10 protein-coding genes are annotated in these 14,354 nt (G+C 66.7%); 3 read left to right on the plus strand and 7 right to left on the minus strand.

What is annotated here, in order from left to right; genetic code table 11:
- From dinB to mddA, 6 genes are all read right to left on the minus strand, one after another.
- The coding region (dinB, locus tag DT603_RS14405; RefSeq protein ID WP_162350687.1) for a DNA polymerase IV at nt 1-1,051 on the minus strand (1,051 nt) is incomplete at its 3' end.
- Between the two features lie 151 nt (nt 1,052-1,202).
- Nucleotides 1,203-2,318: an aromatic ring-hydroxylating oxygenase subunit alpha gene (locus DT603_RS14410; RefSeq protein ID WP_162350688.1), complete on the minus strand. Its 1,116-nt coding sequence runs from the start codon at nt 2,316-2,318 to the stop codon at nt 1,203-1,205.
- Nucleotides 2,319-2,557: 239 nt separating this feature from the next.
- Entirely contained in the window at nt 2,558-3,316 is a 759-nt protein-coding gene (locus DT603_RS14415) for a L,D-transpeptidase (protein ID WP_246191870.1), read from the minus strand.
- A gap of 23 nt (nt 3,317-3,339) precedes the next feature.
- Entirely contained in the window at nt 3,340-5,571 is a 2,232-nt protein-coding gene (locus DT603_RS14420) for a two-partner secretion domain-containing protein (RefSeq protein ID WP_211368460.1), read from the minus strand.
- A gap of 49 nt (nt 5,572-5,620) precedes the next feature.
- Nucleotides 5,621-7,279, minus strand: coding sequence for a ShlB/FhaC/HecB family hemolysin secretion/activation protein (locus tag DT603_RS14425; RefSeq protein WP_211368461.1), 1,659 nt, complete (start codon nt 7,277-7,279; stop codon nt 5,621-5,623).
- 835 nt (nt 7,280-8,114) lie between these two features.
- Nucleotides 8,115-8,897, minus strand: coding sequence for a methanethiol S-methyltransferase (gene mddA / locus DT603_RS14430; RefSeq protein ID WP_162350690.1), 783 nt, complete (start codon nt 8,895-8,897; stop codon nt 8,115-8,117).
- A 182-nt stretch (nt 8,898-9,079) separates the two neighbouring features.
- On the opposite strand from mddA, the gene DT603_RS14435 reads away from it, so the two are divergent.
- Nucleotides 9,080-10,135 (plus strand): alpha/beta fold hydrolase, encoded by a 1,056-nt coding sequence (locus DT603_RS14435; RefSeq protein WP_162350691.1) that lies wholly within the window; start codon nt 9,080-9,082, stop codon nt 10,133-10,135.
- An 82-nt stretch (nt 10,136-10,217) separates the two neighbouring features.
- Here DT603_RS14435 and glmS read toward each other — a convergent pair whose 3' ends face one another.
- A complete protein-coding gene (glmS, locus tag DT603_RS14440) occupies nt 10,218-12,068 on the minus strand; it encodes a glutamine--fructose-6-phosphate transaminase (isomerizing) (protein WP_162350692.1) in 1,851 nt (616 codons plus the stop codon).
- A 199-nt stretch (nt 12,069-12,267) separates the two neighbouring features.
- Here glmS and DT603_RS14445 point away from each other — a divergent pair, with 199 nt between their 5' ends.
- Together DT603_RS14445 and DT603_RS14450 are read left to right on the plus strand one after the other, a co-directional pair.
- The gene (locus DT603_RS14445) at nt 12,268-13,563 is read left to right on the plus strand and encodes an efflux RND transporter periplasmic adaptor subunit (RefSeq protein WP_162350693.1); all 1,296 of its coding nucleotides are present in this window, start codon (nt 12,268-12,270) and stop codon (nt 13,561-13,563) included.
- A 62-nt stretch (nt 13,564-13,625) separates the two neighbouring features.
- Nucleotides 13,626-14,354, plus strand: a complete 729-nt coding sequence (locus DT603_RS14450; protein ID WP_162350694.1) for an ABC transporter ATP-binding protein — start codon at nt 13,626-13,628, stop codon at nt 14,352-14,354.

A 14,354-nucleotide genomic window follows, 5' to 3' on the forward strand; every position in this document is an offset into this window, starting at 1 on the left:
CAACGGCTAAGATCGGCGGCGGCGCAGGAAGTGTATAAGAGACAGGCCCCCCCCCCACCAGCCGGTACAGCGTGGCTTCCGGCTCGTGCACGCGAGCGCACAACGACAAGGCGATATCGGTCAGCGACTCCAGCGAGGCCGGTGGTGTCTCGGGCGTGAAGCTGCGGGTGAGGATGCGGAACTGCGAGGTCTTCAGTTTCAGCACCACCGTACGGCCCACGCGCTCGGTCTTGCGCGATGCCTCCCAGGTCTTGACCGCCAGCCGGCGGATCGTCGGCGCCAGTTCCGACAATGGCACGTCGTGCTCGAAGGTGTCCTCTGCCGAGATCGACTGCACCGGCTGGTCCGGCTGCACCGGGCGTTCGTCGATGCCGCGCGCGCGCCGGTACAGCGAAGCGCCAAAGCTGCCGAACAAGCGCTGCAGTTCTTCCAGCGGGTAATCGCGCAGGTCGCTGACCCGCTCGATTCCAAGCGCGGAAAGTTTTCCCTGCATCACCTTGCCCACACCGGGAATCTTGGCCACCGGCAAGGGTGCAAGGAAGGCCTCGACCTGCTGCGGTCGGATCACGAACTGGCCGTCGGGCTTGCGCCAGTCCGACGCGATCTTGGCCAGGAACTTGTTCGGCGCAATGCCGGCCGAGGCGGTGAGCGAGGTTTCCTCGCGGATTTGGCGGCGGATGTCCTCGGCGATGGCGGTCGCGCTGGGGAAATCCGTTTTCGGTTCGGTCACGTCCAGGTAGGCTTCGTCCAGTGACAGCGGCTCGACCAGGTCGGTGTGGCGCAGGAAGATCTCGCGGATCAGTTTCGAGGCGGCCTTGTAGCGCACGAAATCCGGGGGCACGAACACCGCCTGCGGACACAGGCGCTCGGCGCGCACCGCCGGCATGGCCGAGCGCACCCCGAACACGCGCGCCTCGTAGGAAGCCGCGCACACCACCGAGCGCGCGCCACGCCAGGCCACCACCACCGGCTGGCCGCGAAGATCGGGATTGTCGCGTTGTTCGACCGACGCGTAGAAAGCATCCATGTCGATGTGGAGGATCTTGCGCACGGGTGCATTATGCCCGCGCGGCCGCACGGGCCCAGACCGAGTGCCTGATCAGATCGTCATTCCCGCGCAGGCGGGAAGCCATGGACGTTTGGTCTTGGCGTGACAGCAGAGTCCATGGGTCCCCGCCTGCGCGGGGATGACGATGGATCTTTCACCCTTCGATTGCCCGGGACAAATCCCCATGCAGCAATCGATGGAACAGATGTTCCCCGGCTTCTCGCCGCACCGACAGGCGGCCGGTGGAATATGCGCGTGAATGCAATCCGCGCTGCACCGACTTGCAGATGGCCATGTCCTCGTCCTGGATGAGGTTGCCCACCTCGATGCTGGCGCGGTTGCGATCGCGCGCGGACTTGGACACGTCGGCGAAATAGAAGTCGAAGATCACCTCGGTGCGGTCCAGGCCCAGCGGCAGCACCAGGTTCACGTCCATCTGGCCTTCGTACCAGTTGACCATGAAATTCGGATGCAGCCAGTAGTACAGCGCACGGTCGCCGCTGCGCACCGAGGCGAAGTCGGCATGGTCGCCGTTATTCACCATCGGGCTGGACTGCAGGCAATGGTGCCTGCCGTTTTCAATGGTGTAGTTCCTGAAATCCAGCACGCTGTTGAGGCCCTTGTGCAGGTGCGGCACGTGATAGCCGCCGTCGAGGTAGTTGTCGACGAAGACCTTCCAGTTGCAGTCGAAGAAGTAATGCCGGCGCTCGAACCAGTGCAGGTCCTGCAACTGCAACGCGGCGAATTCCGCCACCAGCTGCGGCCCCAGGAATTCCTCCAGGCCGGGGCCTTCGGCATCCAGCCGCACGAACACCCAGTTCTCCCACACCGCGGTCGCTACCGGCACCAGTCCGTGGCTGCTGCGATCGAAATGGCATTCGCTGTTGAAGCTTGGCGTGCCCTTCAGCGCGCCCTCCAGCGTGTAGGTCCAGCCGTGGTAGGGACAGCGCAGGTTTCTCGCGCAGCCTGCTGCTTCGGTCATCACCGCCGCGGCATGGTGGCGGCAGACGTTGAAGAAGCCGCGCAGTGCGCCATCGTCGCTGCGCACCACCAGGATCGGCTCGCCGGCGATCTCGCAGGTGACGTACTGGCCGGGTTCGCGCAGCTGGTCAACACGGCCGGCCAGCTGCCAGGTGCGCGAGAACGTGCTGCGGTTCTCAAGCGCGGCGATGCGCGGGTCGAGGTACCAGGAAGAGGGGATGGTGCTGGCTTCATCCAGCGGCGCAGACGGATCGTATTGCTGCAACAGGGTGGCGACCGAGGCTTGCATCCGGGTTCCTGGCGAGATGGACCGCAGGGCATCGTGCCATTGCCGGGACGCCGTTGCACGGGCGACATGGCGTCCACGCGGCCGTGCTTGCCGGCGGCAGAAGACGGAGGCCATGCCTGGGCGGCAATCACTGCTGCCTGCTCATCACCAAGGACTACAAGCCGCTTCTGATTGCCCCTCCTGCCAGGCCGCTGGCGCATCGGCCTGGTCGGGCAGTCATGCGCCTGCGAAGCGCGTGTTCAATGCTGGCTGCTGTCCGGCGATTTGCCGCCAGTGTCGACCTCGTAGGAACCGAACACCTCTTGCGCCGGCCGGGTTTCCGGCAGGATGTAGACCACCCCACTGCTGTGGGCGAACGCAGGGCTTACCACGCCCTCGTAGAACGCCACCGGGACGTTGATGCAGCCGTAGGAAATGCGGTTGTCCTCGGCGCTTGCACTCTGCAACCGCTCGGCCCGTCGTTCCGTCGGCGTGCCCTTGACCACGCGATGCAGCGCCAACGCCGAGTCATAGTCGATCCACAGGATTTCCTGGCCTTTCATATCCCTGGCCAGCGAAGCGACGAAGCGGCCGGCGGGCGTGGTGCGTTCCTGCGGTGCAATGGCCGCGAGCTTGCGCTCGCCCAGGCCCAGGGCCGTTCCATCGCCGCGCTCCATTCCCAGCAGTGCTGGTCCGGCGCCCTGAAGGCGCCCTTCCTTGTCGAACACGAAGACCCTGGCCTGGACCTTGTCCACGATCATGTACGGCATGCCGGCATGGTCGCCCGAGTGCAGGGCCCAATGGGCGATGCGCCGGGTCTCGGGCGATGCGGCCTCACCTTTGAAATCCGCCAGCCGCGCGTCGCCTGCCAGGCCACCGGGCCCCGACGCGCTGGCCGAAGTTGCACCGGCCGAGGTGGCGCCGGCCTGCGCCGCGCTCGCCTGCAGCGCCATGGCCAGGGCCAGGGCGCCCGTCCACGCGGCCATGGCACGCAAGCCGCTGGAACGGGTATTCGGCACGGGGCGGCTCGTGTTCCCCACTGCTAGTTGCGGTAGGGCTTGGGCGCGCGCACCGGCGCCACGTACACGGGTACTTCAACCGGTACTGGCGTCACCACCAGCGTCTGCGGCGGCTGCACTTCCGGCGCAACGTCCACCACGGTTTCCGGGGGCAGCGGCGGCAAGCCGGGCAGCGGTGGGGTCACGAACAACGGCGGTCCTACCGGAGGCACGGTGGTCACGGGCGGAGTGACCGGCGGCGGAGTCACGGGAGGCGGGGTGACGGGCGGCGGAGTCACCGGCGGCGGGGCGGCGGCGATGATCGTGCCGGTGGTGTGCGCCACGACCGGGCCACAGCAATTGACCGGCAGTGCGTAGGCGCCCGCATTGGTGCCGGCCAGGCTGTAGCCGGTGAAGGTAATGGCCTTGCCGGTGCCGACTGCGGGCGTGTCGAAGTTGGCGCTGGCGCCCGGACCGGCCACCAGGGTGACGCCGTCGGGGTTGCCCTTCAATCCGGACAAAGTGGTGTTGGTGGTGCCGTCGAACGGCTTGTCGACGCCGGCGGCGAAGACCAGCATGAACTGGCGCAGCGCCGCGCCCTCGGTCAGCCTCAAGCGAGTCGAATAGTCAGTCGGTGCGGTGTAGGACACCGGGTTGTAATAGATCGTCACCGGTGCCGCGGTGACCGTGGTCGGCGGAGCCAGCGAATCGAACACCACCGTGCCGCCGGCAAGGCCCGGGCCGCTCCCATCGGTATCGGCGCTGAGGGTCAGGCCCAGCGGCAGGGCCAGGCTGCGGGTCGGGTCGCTGGTGCCGCGGGTCAGGGTGATGGCCCCGGCGATGTTGACGTCGTCGGCGGCGCACATCATCAGGTTGCCGTCGGTGACCGTGATGGCGCCCCGCTGGTTGATGTCGCGGCCTGCGCTGAGCAGCACGCTGCCGTTGGTGGTGGTGATGGCGGCGTTGACGTTGACGTCCTGCCCGCAGCAGACGACCAGGTTGCCGTTGGTGGCGGTGATGGCCGCGTTGATGTCGACGTTGCGGTCGGCGGTCAGGGTGAGGGTGGTGGGGCCGCCGCTGGCCGACCAGCTGACCGCATCGTTGACGAAGATGTCGCCGTTTTCGGTGCCGGCGCCGTTGGTGGTGATCTGGATGTTGTTGGTCACCAGCTGCCCGGACAGGGTGGAACCGGCGATGTTGTCGCCGGGCGCGCTGCCGATGGTGAAATCCTGCGGATCGATCAGCCAGGTTCCGGTCTGCCCGTGTGGGGCGGCGGTGCTGACGCGGACGCCGGCATCGACGTTGACCGTCGCCGCCGAGGTTTCCACGAAACCACCGGCGCCGCCGTTTGGCGCGCTGGCATCGAGGGTGCCGCCGACCTTGACGGTGCCCGTCTGCATGTCGCCGAGCAGCAGGATGCTGCCGCCGCGGTTGCCGATGCTCTGGGCCTGGATCACGCCGGTGTTGTTGACCGCGGTGTGCAGCAGGCTGCCGGCGGCCTGAGCGGTCATCAGCACGCGACCGCCATCGGCGCGGATCAGCCCGCCGTTCTCGGCCAGTGCATTGACCGCGCCGGTGGACACCGCCACGTTCAACAGGCCGTCGCCGGCCACGTCCAGGGTGACCGCCTGGCCTGCAGCCAGCGCCACCGTGCCCAGCCGGGCGACGATCACGCCCTGGTTGCTGACGTTCCTGCCCATCAAGGCCACATAGCCGCCGTCACCGGCACTGATGCTGCCCTGGTTGACCACCGCGCCGGCACCGGCGCCGGTGAACGCGTATTTGCCCGACTGGAAGTCCGCATCGCTGATGTTCATGGTCGAGGCCACCAGGCCGCCCACGTTCACCGACGAACCCTTGCCGAACAGGATGCCGTTCGGATTGAGCAGGAACACGCGCCCGTTGGAGGACAGCTTGCCCAGGATCACCGAGGGATTGGCACCGAGCACGCGGTTCAGCGCGATGGAATCGACGCCGGGCTGTACGAACTGCACCGACTCGCCGGCGCCGATGCTGAAGTCCTGCCAGTTGATCGACACGTTGCGCGTGGTCTGGTTGATGACCGTGCTGCTGCCGGCCTGGTCGATGCTGGCGGTGCCGGTGGTCACCACGCCGCCGGACGGCTGCGCCGCCTGGGCCGAGGCGGCGAGGACCAGCAGCAGCGCGCCCGACAGGACGTGAAGTGCCATGCCATTGAGCCCGCGAACACCGTTCGTATGGTGCGCGTTGGCGGATGCGGCGCGGGTGGCCTGGCGGGAAGCGGGGGCGATGTTCATCGGTGATCCTTCGAAAGTGGTTGCGCGGAGGCAGTGGCTGGCGTGCCGATCAGAAATACTTGATGGCCTGGATCCAGAAGCGGCCGGACCGGTCCGGCGCGGAAATCGCGTCTTCGCTGCCGAGCTTGCCGGCGTAGTAGGTCCTGACCGCGAAGTCGCCGGGCTCTTCCCAGGTCAGGCCGACGCCGGCGGCACTCAGGTTGCGGTCGCGGGATCCGGCATACCACGGGTCCTTGTCGGCGGTGATGCGGCCGCCATCGACGAAGCCAAGCACGTGCACCTGTCCCGGGACGCGTTCGCTCAGGCCGGCCAGCAACAGCCGCGCTTCCAGCGTGGCCACGAAGCCTTCATCACCGAAGCCTTCGCCCTGCGGATAGGCGCGCACGCCATCCATGCCACCCAGCACCAGCTTCTCCGAAGCATCCAGGTTGCCCGAGGCGACCTGTCCGCCGATCGAGCCGTACAGCGACAACAGATCGGTTACCCGCTGCAGCCGCGAGGCGTTGAAGGCGAGCTTGGAATAGGAGCCCTGGGCGCGCGCGCTTGCCGCATCGGCCGCGCGCGCGGCCGGGGTGCGTATGTCGAGTTCGCCCGAGGACAGGCCAAGATAGAACGCGTTGGCGCCGCCGCCGCCCAGGTCGTCGTAGTGGTTGCCATAGAGGCTGGCCGTGGCGACCCGCGCCTTCTTGCGGACGACCGAGGAAATCAGGTCGATGTGGTCTTCGAAGCTGCGGTCTTCGTAGGCCAGCCCGGCATAGAGATTGGTGTCGCGCGAGCGCAGCAGCGCGATCGAGCCGAACAGGCTGGCGACATCGGCCGTGCCGTGCGCGTCCAGGTCCTCGTACTGTTCGCCCAGCTCATACCTGAGCCGGCTGTAGGCGACCCCGGCGGTGACCCGGCCGAACGGCATCTGGTAGGCGCCCCGGGCGTAGTTCAACCCGGAGCCGGAAGTCAGCACGCGCAGCGAAGCCATGTCGCCGCGCCCCAGCGGATTGTTCAAGTTGACGGTGGAACCGAGCCGGTACTCGCCGGTATACGGATTGCCGGCGTTGTCGGCATCGATGCTGCCGGTGATGCGACGTCCCGGCGCGATGTCCACCACCAGGTCCGAAGTGCCGGGCGCCTGGCCAGGCACCATCGTCGATTGCACGACCACGCCGGGCAGGTCCGACAGCAGCAGCAGGCGATTTTCGATCGGCTCCAGGGTGACCGGGTCGCCCGGCCGCAGGCCGGCCAGGCGGCTGTTGGCCACGTCGTCGGCCAAGTGGCTCTGGTTGCGCAGGGTCACCTGTCCCAGCACGCCTTCGCTGACCGCGATGGTCAGCGCGTTCGAGGTGACGTCCTGCGCAGGAAGGTAGGCACGCGCGACGAAGTAACCCTGGCCGCGGTAGTGCTGGGTGATGCGCGCGGCCATGGCCTGCATCTGGGCAAGCGTCATTTGCGCGCCGGGGGTGAAGCCGGCGATCGCGACAAGCTCGGCAGCCGGAAATGCGCTGGCGCCGGTGAACTGCAACCGGTTCACCAGCACGCTGGCGGCGTCATCGGCCGCCGGCGTGGCCGCGGCGTTGTCTTCGATGCGTATGCGCGGCTGCGCCTGCGGCAGCGGCGGCGGGGTCGGCAACTGGCGCAGTTGGCTGCCCGCTCCGGGCACGTCCTGGGCAAGCGCACCCTGGCAGAGTGCAAGCAGCAACAGCGGCAACAGTTTCATTCTTGGATTCATGGCGTGCGTCCTGACTGGAGTCGGCCGCCAATCCCCCTGCAGTGCAGGAGTATCCCGGGCGGCCGTATTGCGATGAGGGAACGTGTTTTGGCGGCGTACGCTCGGGAGCAGGTACACGCGCGACGGCCCCTGCGATCGCCACGGCGACTGCAGCAGAAAGACGTTCCACGGTTTCCCTGTTACCTGACGCGAGCTGCGCAGCGGCAACGCTGATTCCCTGCCTCAGCGGCGCTGGTGTCCAAGCGGATATGGCGATGGTGGGGCGGCACGGACGGACCGTGGGACGGAATCCACTACTGGGCCGGGTGTAGGGCGACCAGCTGCATCGCGGTAGATGTCCGCATTAGGGACCGTTTGTTATGAATGCGTTGTGAGGTAGTCGCGCTTGGCCCAAAAGCACAGGCTGCGGTTAACAAACCACCGCCCAAGACCGGGAGCTGGATGGCCTCTGCATTCCGGTCAGGTCGGAAGCTGGCGGGAAAGGCTTTTTTGTATTCCCGAAGGCCGCCAAGTGATTCCGGAAAGGCTTTTCTGCCTTCCCGAAGGCCAATGAGTGATTCCCGAAAGGCTTTTTTGTATTCCCGAAGGCCGGCGAGTGATTCCGGAAGGGCTTTTTTGTATTCCCGAAGGCCGCCAAGTGATTCCGGAGAAGCTTTTCTGCCTTCCCGAAGACCGATGAGTGATTCCGCAAAGGCTTTTTTGTATTCCGGACGGCTCGCCGCCTTTCAGCGGCCGCTTGCAGGTTCCACGTCAATATCGAAATTGCCTGGCGCTTCTTCCCGCCGGGATGCATGCAGGCATCCCGCTGGTGCGCACTGAACAACTACTCCCCAGTCACGCTCTTGGCCAGGTGGCGCAACTCGGCCGCGGCGGCGCGCGCTCCCCGCCTGCGTCGCGGCACCAGCATCGGCACCCGTTTCCTGTAGTCGGCGTATTCGGGCAAGGCCGCCAGCAGATCGCGCTCCTCCCACTGGATGGCGACCAGGATGTAGGCAGTGGTCATCAGCGCGAACAGCAGGTGGGTCACGGTCATGGTCGGGGTGGCCCAGAAAGTGAAAAGCCAGCCCACGTACAACGGATGCCGGACCCAGCCGTAGATACTGGGCGTCTTGAACGGCAAGTGGGTGTAAGGACGCCGGCGGAACTGCAGCCAGACCTGGCGCAGCCCGAACAGGTCGAAATGGTTGAGCAGGAAGGTGGTGTACAGCAGCAGCATCCAGCCGAACGCGAACGCGCAATGGATGAGGGCTCGCGCGATTCCGTTTTCGACCCGCCAGACCACCCCGCCGATCGGGCTCCACAGCCAGAACAGCAGGATCAGTGCGACGCTGGACAGAAGGGTATAGGTGCTGCGTTCCGCCGACTCGGGGATGATCCGCGTCCATGCGCGCTTGAACGCTGGTCGCGCCATCACGCTGTGCTGGATGGCGAACAACGCCAACAAGCCCAGGTCGATCAGCACGGCCGTGCCGACCGCCGTCGCAGGCGCCGAGTCCATCGCCTTGGGCACCCACAGGTTGCCAATGAAACCGATGGCGTACAGGAAGGTGGCCAAGAACACGGCATAGCAAACCACGCCGTACAACAGGATAAGGAAACGTTTCATCAGGACCTCCAGGCGCCGGATGTCTTGGCGTGCGGCGCGGACATGTGCAATGGGTGACACAGCTTTGCCCGCGCGCGACCGCGCGCACAGGGGAGCAATGTCCCGGCGTGTGATCCAGGGCGCGCCTACCCGGTGAGGTTTGTCCCGGCTAGACTGGAACCGGCGCCTTTGCGGGAACCGGCATGCAGCAATCGATCCGCTACCTGACCACCGGAGACGGCGCGCGGCTGGCCTGGGCGTCGATGGGCACGGGCATGCCGCTGGTCAAGGCCGCCAACTGGCTGAGCCACCTCGAATACGACCTGGAAAGTCCGCTCTGGCGGCATTGGGTGCATTTCTTCGGCGAGCACTTCCGGTTCGTCCGTTACGACGAGCGCGGCTGCGGCATGACCGGCGGCACTCCGCACGGGCTGATCCTGGAGCACTGGCTGGGCGACCTGGAAGCAGTGGTGGATGCGTCTGGTTTCAACCAGCCTTTTGCCCTGCTCGGCATTTCGCAGGGTGCGGCCGCCTGCGTGGCCTACGCGGTCAAGCATCCACAGCGCGTATCCAGGCTGGTGCTGTATGGCGGCTATGCACGCGGCCCCTACCAGCGCGACAGCGAAGAGGGCGCGCGCCTGTACCACGCCATCTCCGACATCGCGCGTGTCGGCTGGGCCGATGAGAATCCGGTGTTCCGCCAGTTGTTCACCGCGCGCTTCATCCCCGATGCCAGCGACGCCCAGGTGAAGTGGTTCAACGAGCTGGCGCGCACCACCACCAACGCCGAGGCCGCCGGCGCACTGCTGGATTCGCGCGGACACGTCAACATCGTGTCGTTGCTTGGCCAGGTCAGCGTGCCCACCCTGGTGCTGCATGCACGCCAGGATGGCGTGGTACCCATCGAGGAAGGCAGGTTGCTGGCGGCGGGGATCGCAGGATCACGCTTCGTGCAGCTTGAGTCGCGCAACCACGTGCTGCTGGAGAACGAGCCGGCGTGGCAGCGCTTCGCCAGCGAAGTGCTGGCATTCCTGGGCGAACAGCCGCAACGCGACGGGCGGCTGGCGCTGCTGAGCGCGCGCGAACGCGAGATCGTCGCAGGGCTGGTGGCCGGCCACAGCAACGCGCAGATCGCCGCCGCACTGTTCATCAGTGACAAGACCGTGCGCAATACGCTGACCCGGATCTACGGAAAGCTGGGCGTGCAGTCACGGATGCAGGCGATGGCCGTGCTCCGCGATCGGCACGACATGCCTTAGCTTCGTGCAGGCGCGCTGTCCGCGCGCTTGTCCGAACATTGCATAGCCCCGCCGCGGTCAACCCGCCTGCCGCAACGATCGATTACTCGACCGTCACGCTCTTGGCCAGGTTGCGCGGCTTGTCGACGTCGGTGCCACGCGCCAGGGCGGTGTGGTAGGCCAGCAGCTGCACCGGGATGGTATGCACGATGGGACTGAGCACGCCGGCGTGGCGTGGGGTGCGGATCACATGCACGCCTTCGGACTCGGTGAAATTGCTGTCCTGGTCGGTGAACACGAACAGCTCGCCGCCGCGCGCGCGCACTTCCTGCATGTTGGACTTCACTTTTTCCAGCAGCTTGTCATTCGGCGCGATCACCACCACCGGCATGGCCGCATCGACCAGCGCCAGCGGACCATGCTTGAGTTCGCCGGCCGGGTAGGCCTCGGCGTGGATGTAGGAGATTTCCTTGAGCTTCAAGGCACCTTCGAGAGCGATCGGATAATGCAGGCCGCGACCGAGGAACAGCGCATTCTGCTTGCCGGCGAATTTCTCGGCCCACAGGGCGATCTGCGGTTCCAGGTTGAGGGCGTGCTGCACGCTGCCGGGCAGGAAGCGCAGCTGCTCCAGGTAATCGGCCTCGTCGGCCTCGCTGACCTTGCCGTGCAGCTTGCCCAGCACCACGCACAACTGGAACAGCGCCGCCAGCTGGGTGGTGAAGGCCTTGGTCGAGGCCACGCCGATCTCGGCACCGGCGCGCGTGTAGCAGACCAGTTCGCTGGCGCGCGGGATCGCGCTTTCCGGCACGTTGCACACCGACAGCGTGTGCAGGTGGCCCAGCGACTTGGCGTACTTCAGCGCTTCCATCGTGTCCAGGGTTTCGCCGGACTGGGAAATGGTGACGATCAGGTGTTTCGGATTGGCATGGGCGGCGCGGTAGCGGTATTCGCTGGCGATCTCGACCGAACACGGCAGCCCGGAAATGGCTTCCATCCAGTAGCGCGCGGTCATGCCCGCGTAGTAGCTGGTACCGCAGGCCAGTATCTGCACGCCTTCGATGTCGCGCAGCGCGGCCTCGGCATTGGCGCCGAACAGCTCGGCCGAGAAGCCGCCATCGATCACCGCCTCGATGGTATCGGCCAGCGCGCGCGGCTGCTCGTGGATTTCCTTCTGCATGAAGTGGCGGTACGGGCCCAGCTCCAGCGACGCCAGTGACACATCGGACACATGCACTTCGCGCTGGATCTCGACGTTGTCGCCATCGAACACGCGCACGCCGGCCCGGGTCACTTCGGCGGTATCGCCTTCCTCCAGGAAGATCACCCGGCGGGTGGCCTGCAGGATCGCCGAGACATCGGAGGCCACGAAGTTCTCGCCCTCGCCCAGGCCGATCAGCAGGGGGCAGCCCATGCGCGCGCAGACCATGCGCTCGGGTTCCTTGCGGCTGACCACGGCCAGCGCGTAGGCGCCGGTCAGGTCCTTCACGGCGCGCTGCACCGCTGCAAGCAGACCCTGCGCCGGACCTGTGCCGGCGTCGTTGCTTTCCTTCAGGTAATGGTGGATCAGGTGGGCGATGACCTCGGTGTCGGTCTGCGATTCGAACTGGTAACCCAGTTCGCGCAGGCGCTCGCGCTGTTCCTCGTGGTTCTCGATGATGCCGTTGTGGACCAGGGCCACGCCCTGGCTGATGTGCGGGTGCGCATTGGCCTCGGTCACCCCGCCATGGGTGGCCCAGCGGGTATGGCCGATGCCGAGGTGGGCATGGAAATCCTCGGCGATGGCGGCGTTCTCCATTTCCGAAACGCGGCCGGTGCGACGCACGCGGCGCACGTCCTGCTCGTCCACCACGGCAATGCCGGCAGAGTCGTAGCCGCGGTACTCGAGTCGCTTGAGCCCTTCAATCAGTACCGGAACCACATCGCGATCCGCGATCGCGCCAACAATGCCGCACATCAAGCCTGCTCCCGTTCAAAGTGGGTCCAGTGTAAACGCGCAAACCCCGGCCGACCGTCCGCGCGGACGCCACAAGTGTCCGCGCGGACACCGTCACAAGCGGTTATTTACTTGTGATTCAACGGCTTGCAGTTGGCACAAGCATTGCGTGGGGAATGGCATCCAAGACCCATGCAAGCCAACGGACGCCCGAAACCCCATGGAAACCCGCGATCCCTTCCGTATCCGCGATACCTCCGCACAGGACCAGGTGATCCGGCCCGGGGCGGCCGGCGGGCGCCGCATTCCCCGCGCCTGGCTGGTCGGCGGCGTCGCCGGGCTGGCGGTGCTCGGGCTGGCGGCTTGGGTGGCCAGCGGCTGGATGTCGGGCGGCCGCTCCTTCGATGCTTCGCGGGTGCGCATCGCCGAAGTGACCCGCGGCGACCTGGTCCGTGACATTTCCGCCGACGGCCGCGTCATCGCCGCCAACAGCCCGACCCTGTACGCCATCGCCGGCGGCACCGTGTCCCTGAAGGTGGTGGCCGGCGACGTGGTCAAGCAGGGCCAGGCCCTGGCGGAAATAGACAGCCCCGAGCTGCGCAGCAGGCTGGCCCAGGAAGGGTCCACCCTGGCCAGCATGGAGGCCGAGGCCAGCCGCGCGCTGCTGGATGCGCAGATCACCCGTTCCAGCGCCTCCAAGCTGCTGGACCAGGCCAATATCGAACGCACGGCCGCCGAACGCGACCTGGAGCGCTACCAGCGCGCCTATGAGGGCGGCGCCGTGTCGCAGAACGAATACGCCAAGGCCCAGGACGAGCTGAAGAAGGCCCAGATCGGCCTGGCCGCCGCACGCAAGGATGCCGGCCTGCAGGGCCAGGGCGCCGGCCTGGATTCGCGCAACAAGCGCCTGCTGGCCGACCGCCAGCGCGCGGTGGTGGCTGAACTGCAGCGCCAGGTCGATGCGCTGACCGTGCGTGCGCCCTTCGACGGCCAGATCGGCCAGGTGCAGGTGCCGCAGGGCACCAACGTGGCCGCCAGTGCGCCGATCCTCAGCGTGGTCGACCTGAGCGTGTTCGAAGTCGAGATCAAGGTGCCCGAAAGTTTCGCCCGCGACCTGGCCATCGGCATGCCGGCGCAGATCGGCAGCAACAACATCCAGTACCCCGCGCAGGTGTCGGCGGTATCGCCGGAAGTGGTCAACGGCGAGGTCAATGCGCGCCTGCGCTTCGCCCAGGGCAAGCAGCCGCCGGGCCTGCGCCAGAACCAGCGCCTGTCCGCGCGCATCGTGCTGGACACCCGCCGCAACGTGCTGATGGTCGAACGCGGTTCCTTCCTCGAACAGGGTGGTGGTTTCGCCTACGTCGTCGATGGCAGCCGCGCCGAGCGCCGGGCCATCCAGACCGGGGTCAGCAGCCTGGGCGCGGTGGAAATCATTTCCGGCCTGCAGCCTGGCGAAAAGATCGTGGTCTCCGGCAGCGACCAGTTCGGCGATGCCGCGCGCGTCACCCTCAATTGAACCCGGCACTCAATTCCCTTCCGCAATCTGCTTCCCACGAATAACCAACAGAGGAAAACCCGATGCTCGACATGCGCCAGGTCACCAAGGTCTACCGCACCGCGATGGTCGAAACGCACGCGCTGCGTTCGCTGGACCTGCACGTCAGGGAAGGCGAGTTCGTCGCCGTGACCGGGCCTTCGGGTTCGGGCAAGACCACCTTCCTCAACATCGCCGGCCTGCTGGAGGATTTCAGCGGCGGCGAGTTCAGCCTGGATGGCGAGAACGTGAAAGGGCTTTCCGACGATGCCCGCAGCCGCCTGCGCAACCAGAAGATCGGCTTCATCTTCCAGGGCTTCAACCTGATTCCCGACCTCAACCTGTTCGACAACGTCGACGTGCCGCTGCGCTATCGCGGCATGGCCGCCAGCGAGCGCAGGCAGCGCATCGAGGAGGCGCTGGGCCAGGTCGGCCTGGGTTCGCGGATGAAGCATTTCCCGGCCGAACTCTCCGGCGGCCAGCAACAGCGCGTGGCCATCGCCCGCGCCCTGGCCGGCAAGCCGCGCCTGCTGCTGGCCGACGAACCGACCGGCAACCTGGACTCGCAGATGGCGCGCGGCGTGCTGGAGCTGCTCGAGGACATCAACGCCAAGGGCACCACCATCATCATGGTCACCCACGACCCCGAGCTGGCCGCACGCGCGCAGCGCAACGTGCACATCGTCGACGGCATGGCCACCGACCTGTCGGTGGAGCCCAGCCTGATCCGCGTGGCGCAGGCCGCCGGCGCGACCGCCGACACCACGGCATAA

It is taken from the genome of Pseudoxanthomonas gei (genome assembly GCF_010119615.1).
GTDB classification, from domain to species: Bacteria; Pseudomonadota; Gammaproteobacteria; order Xanthomonadales; family Xanthomonadaceae; genus Pseudoxanthomonas_A; species Pseudoxanthomonas_A gei.

Excerpts from the sequence above, each read along its gene's own strand:
- DT603_RS14420 (WP_211368460.1), bottom strand. The coding sequence starts at position 5,571 with ATGAACATCGCCCCCGCTTCCCGCCAGGCCACCCGCGCCGCATCCGCC.
- DT603_RS14410 (WP_162350688.1), bottom strand. The coding sequence starts at position 2,318 with ATGCAAGCCTCGGTCGCCACCCTGTTGCAGCAATACGATCCGTCTGCG.
- DT603_RS14435 (WP_162350691.1), top strand. The coding sequence starts at position 9,080 with ATGCAGCAATCGATCCGCTACCTGACCACCGGAGACGGCGCGCGGCTG.
- DT603_RS14425 (WP_211368461.1), bottom strand. The coding sequence starts at position 7,279 with ATGAAACTGTTGCCGCTGTTGCTGCTTGCACTCTGCCAGGGTGCGCTT.
- DT603_RS14450 (WP_162350694.1), top strand. The coding sequence starts at position 13,626 with ATGCTCGACATGCGCCAGGTCACCAAGGTCTACCGCACCGCGATGGTC.
- glmS (WP_162350692.1), bottom strand. The coding sequence starts at position 12,068 with ATGTGCGGCATTGTTGGCGCGATCGCGGATCGCGATGTGGTTCCGGTA.
- mddA (WP_162350690.1), bottom strand. The coding sequence starts at position 8,897 with ATGAAACGTTTCCTTATCCTGTTGTACGGCGTGGTTTGCTATGCCGTG.
- DT603_RS14445 (WP_162350693.1), top strand. The coding sequence starts at position 12,268 with ATGGAAACCCGCGATCCCTTCCGTATCCGCGATACCTCCGCACAGGAC.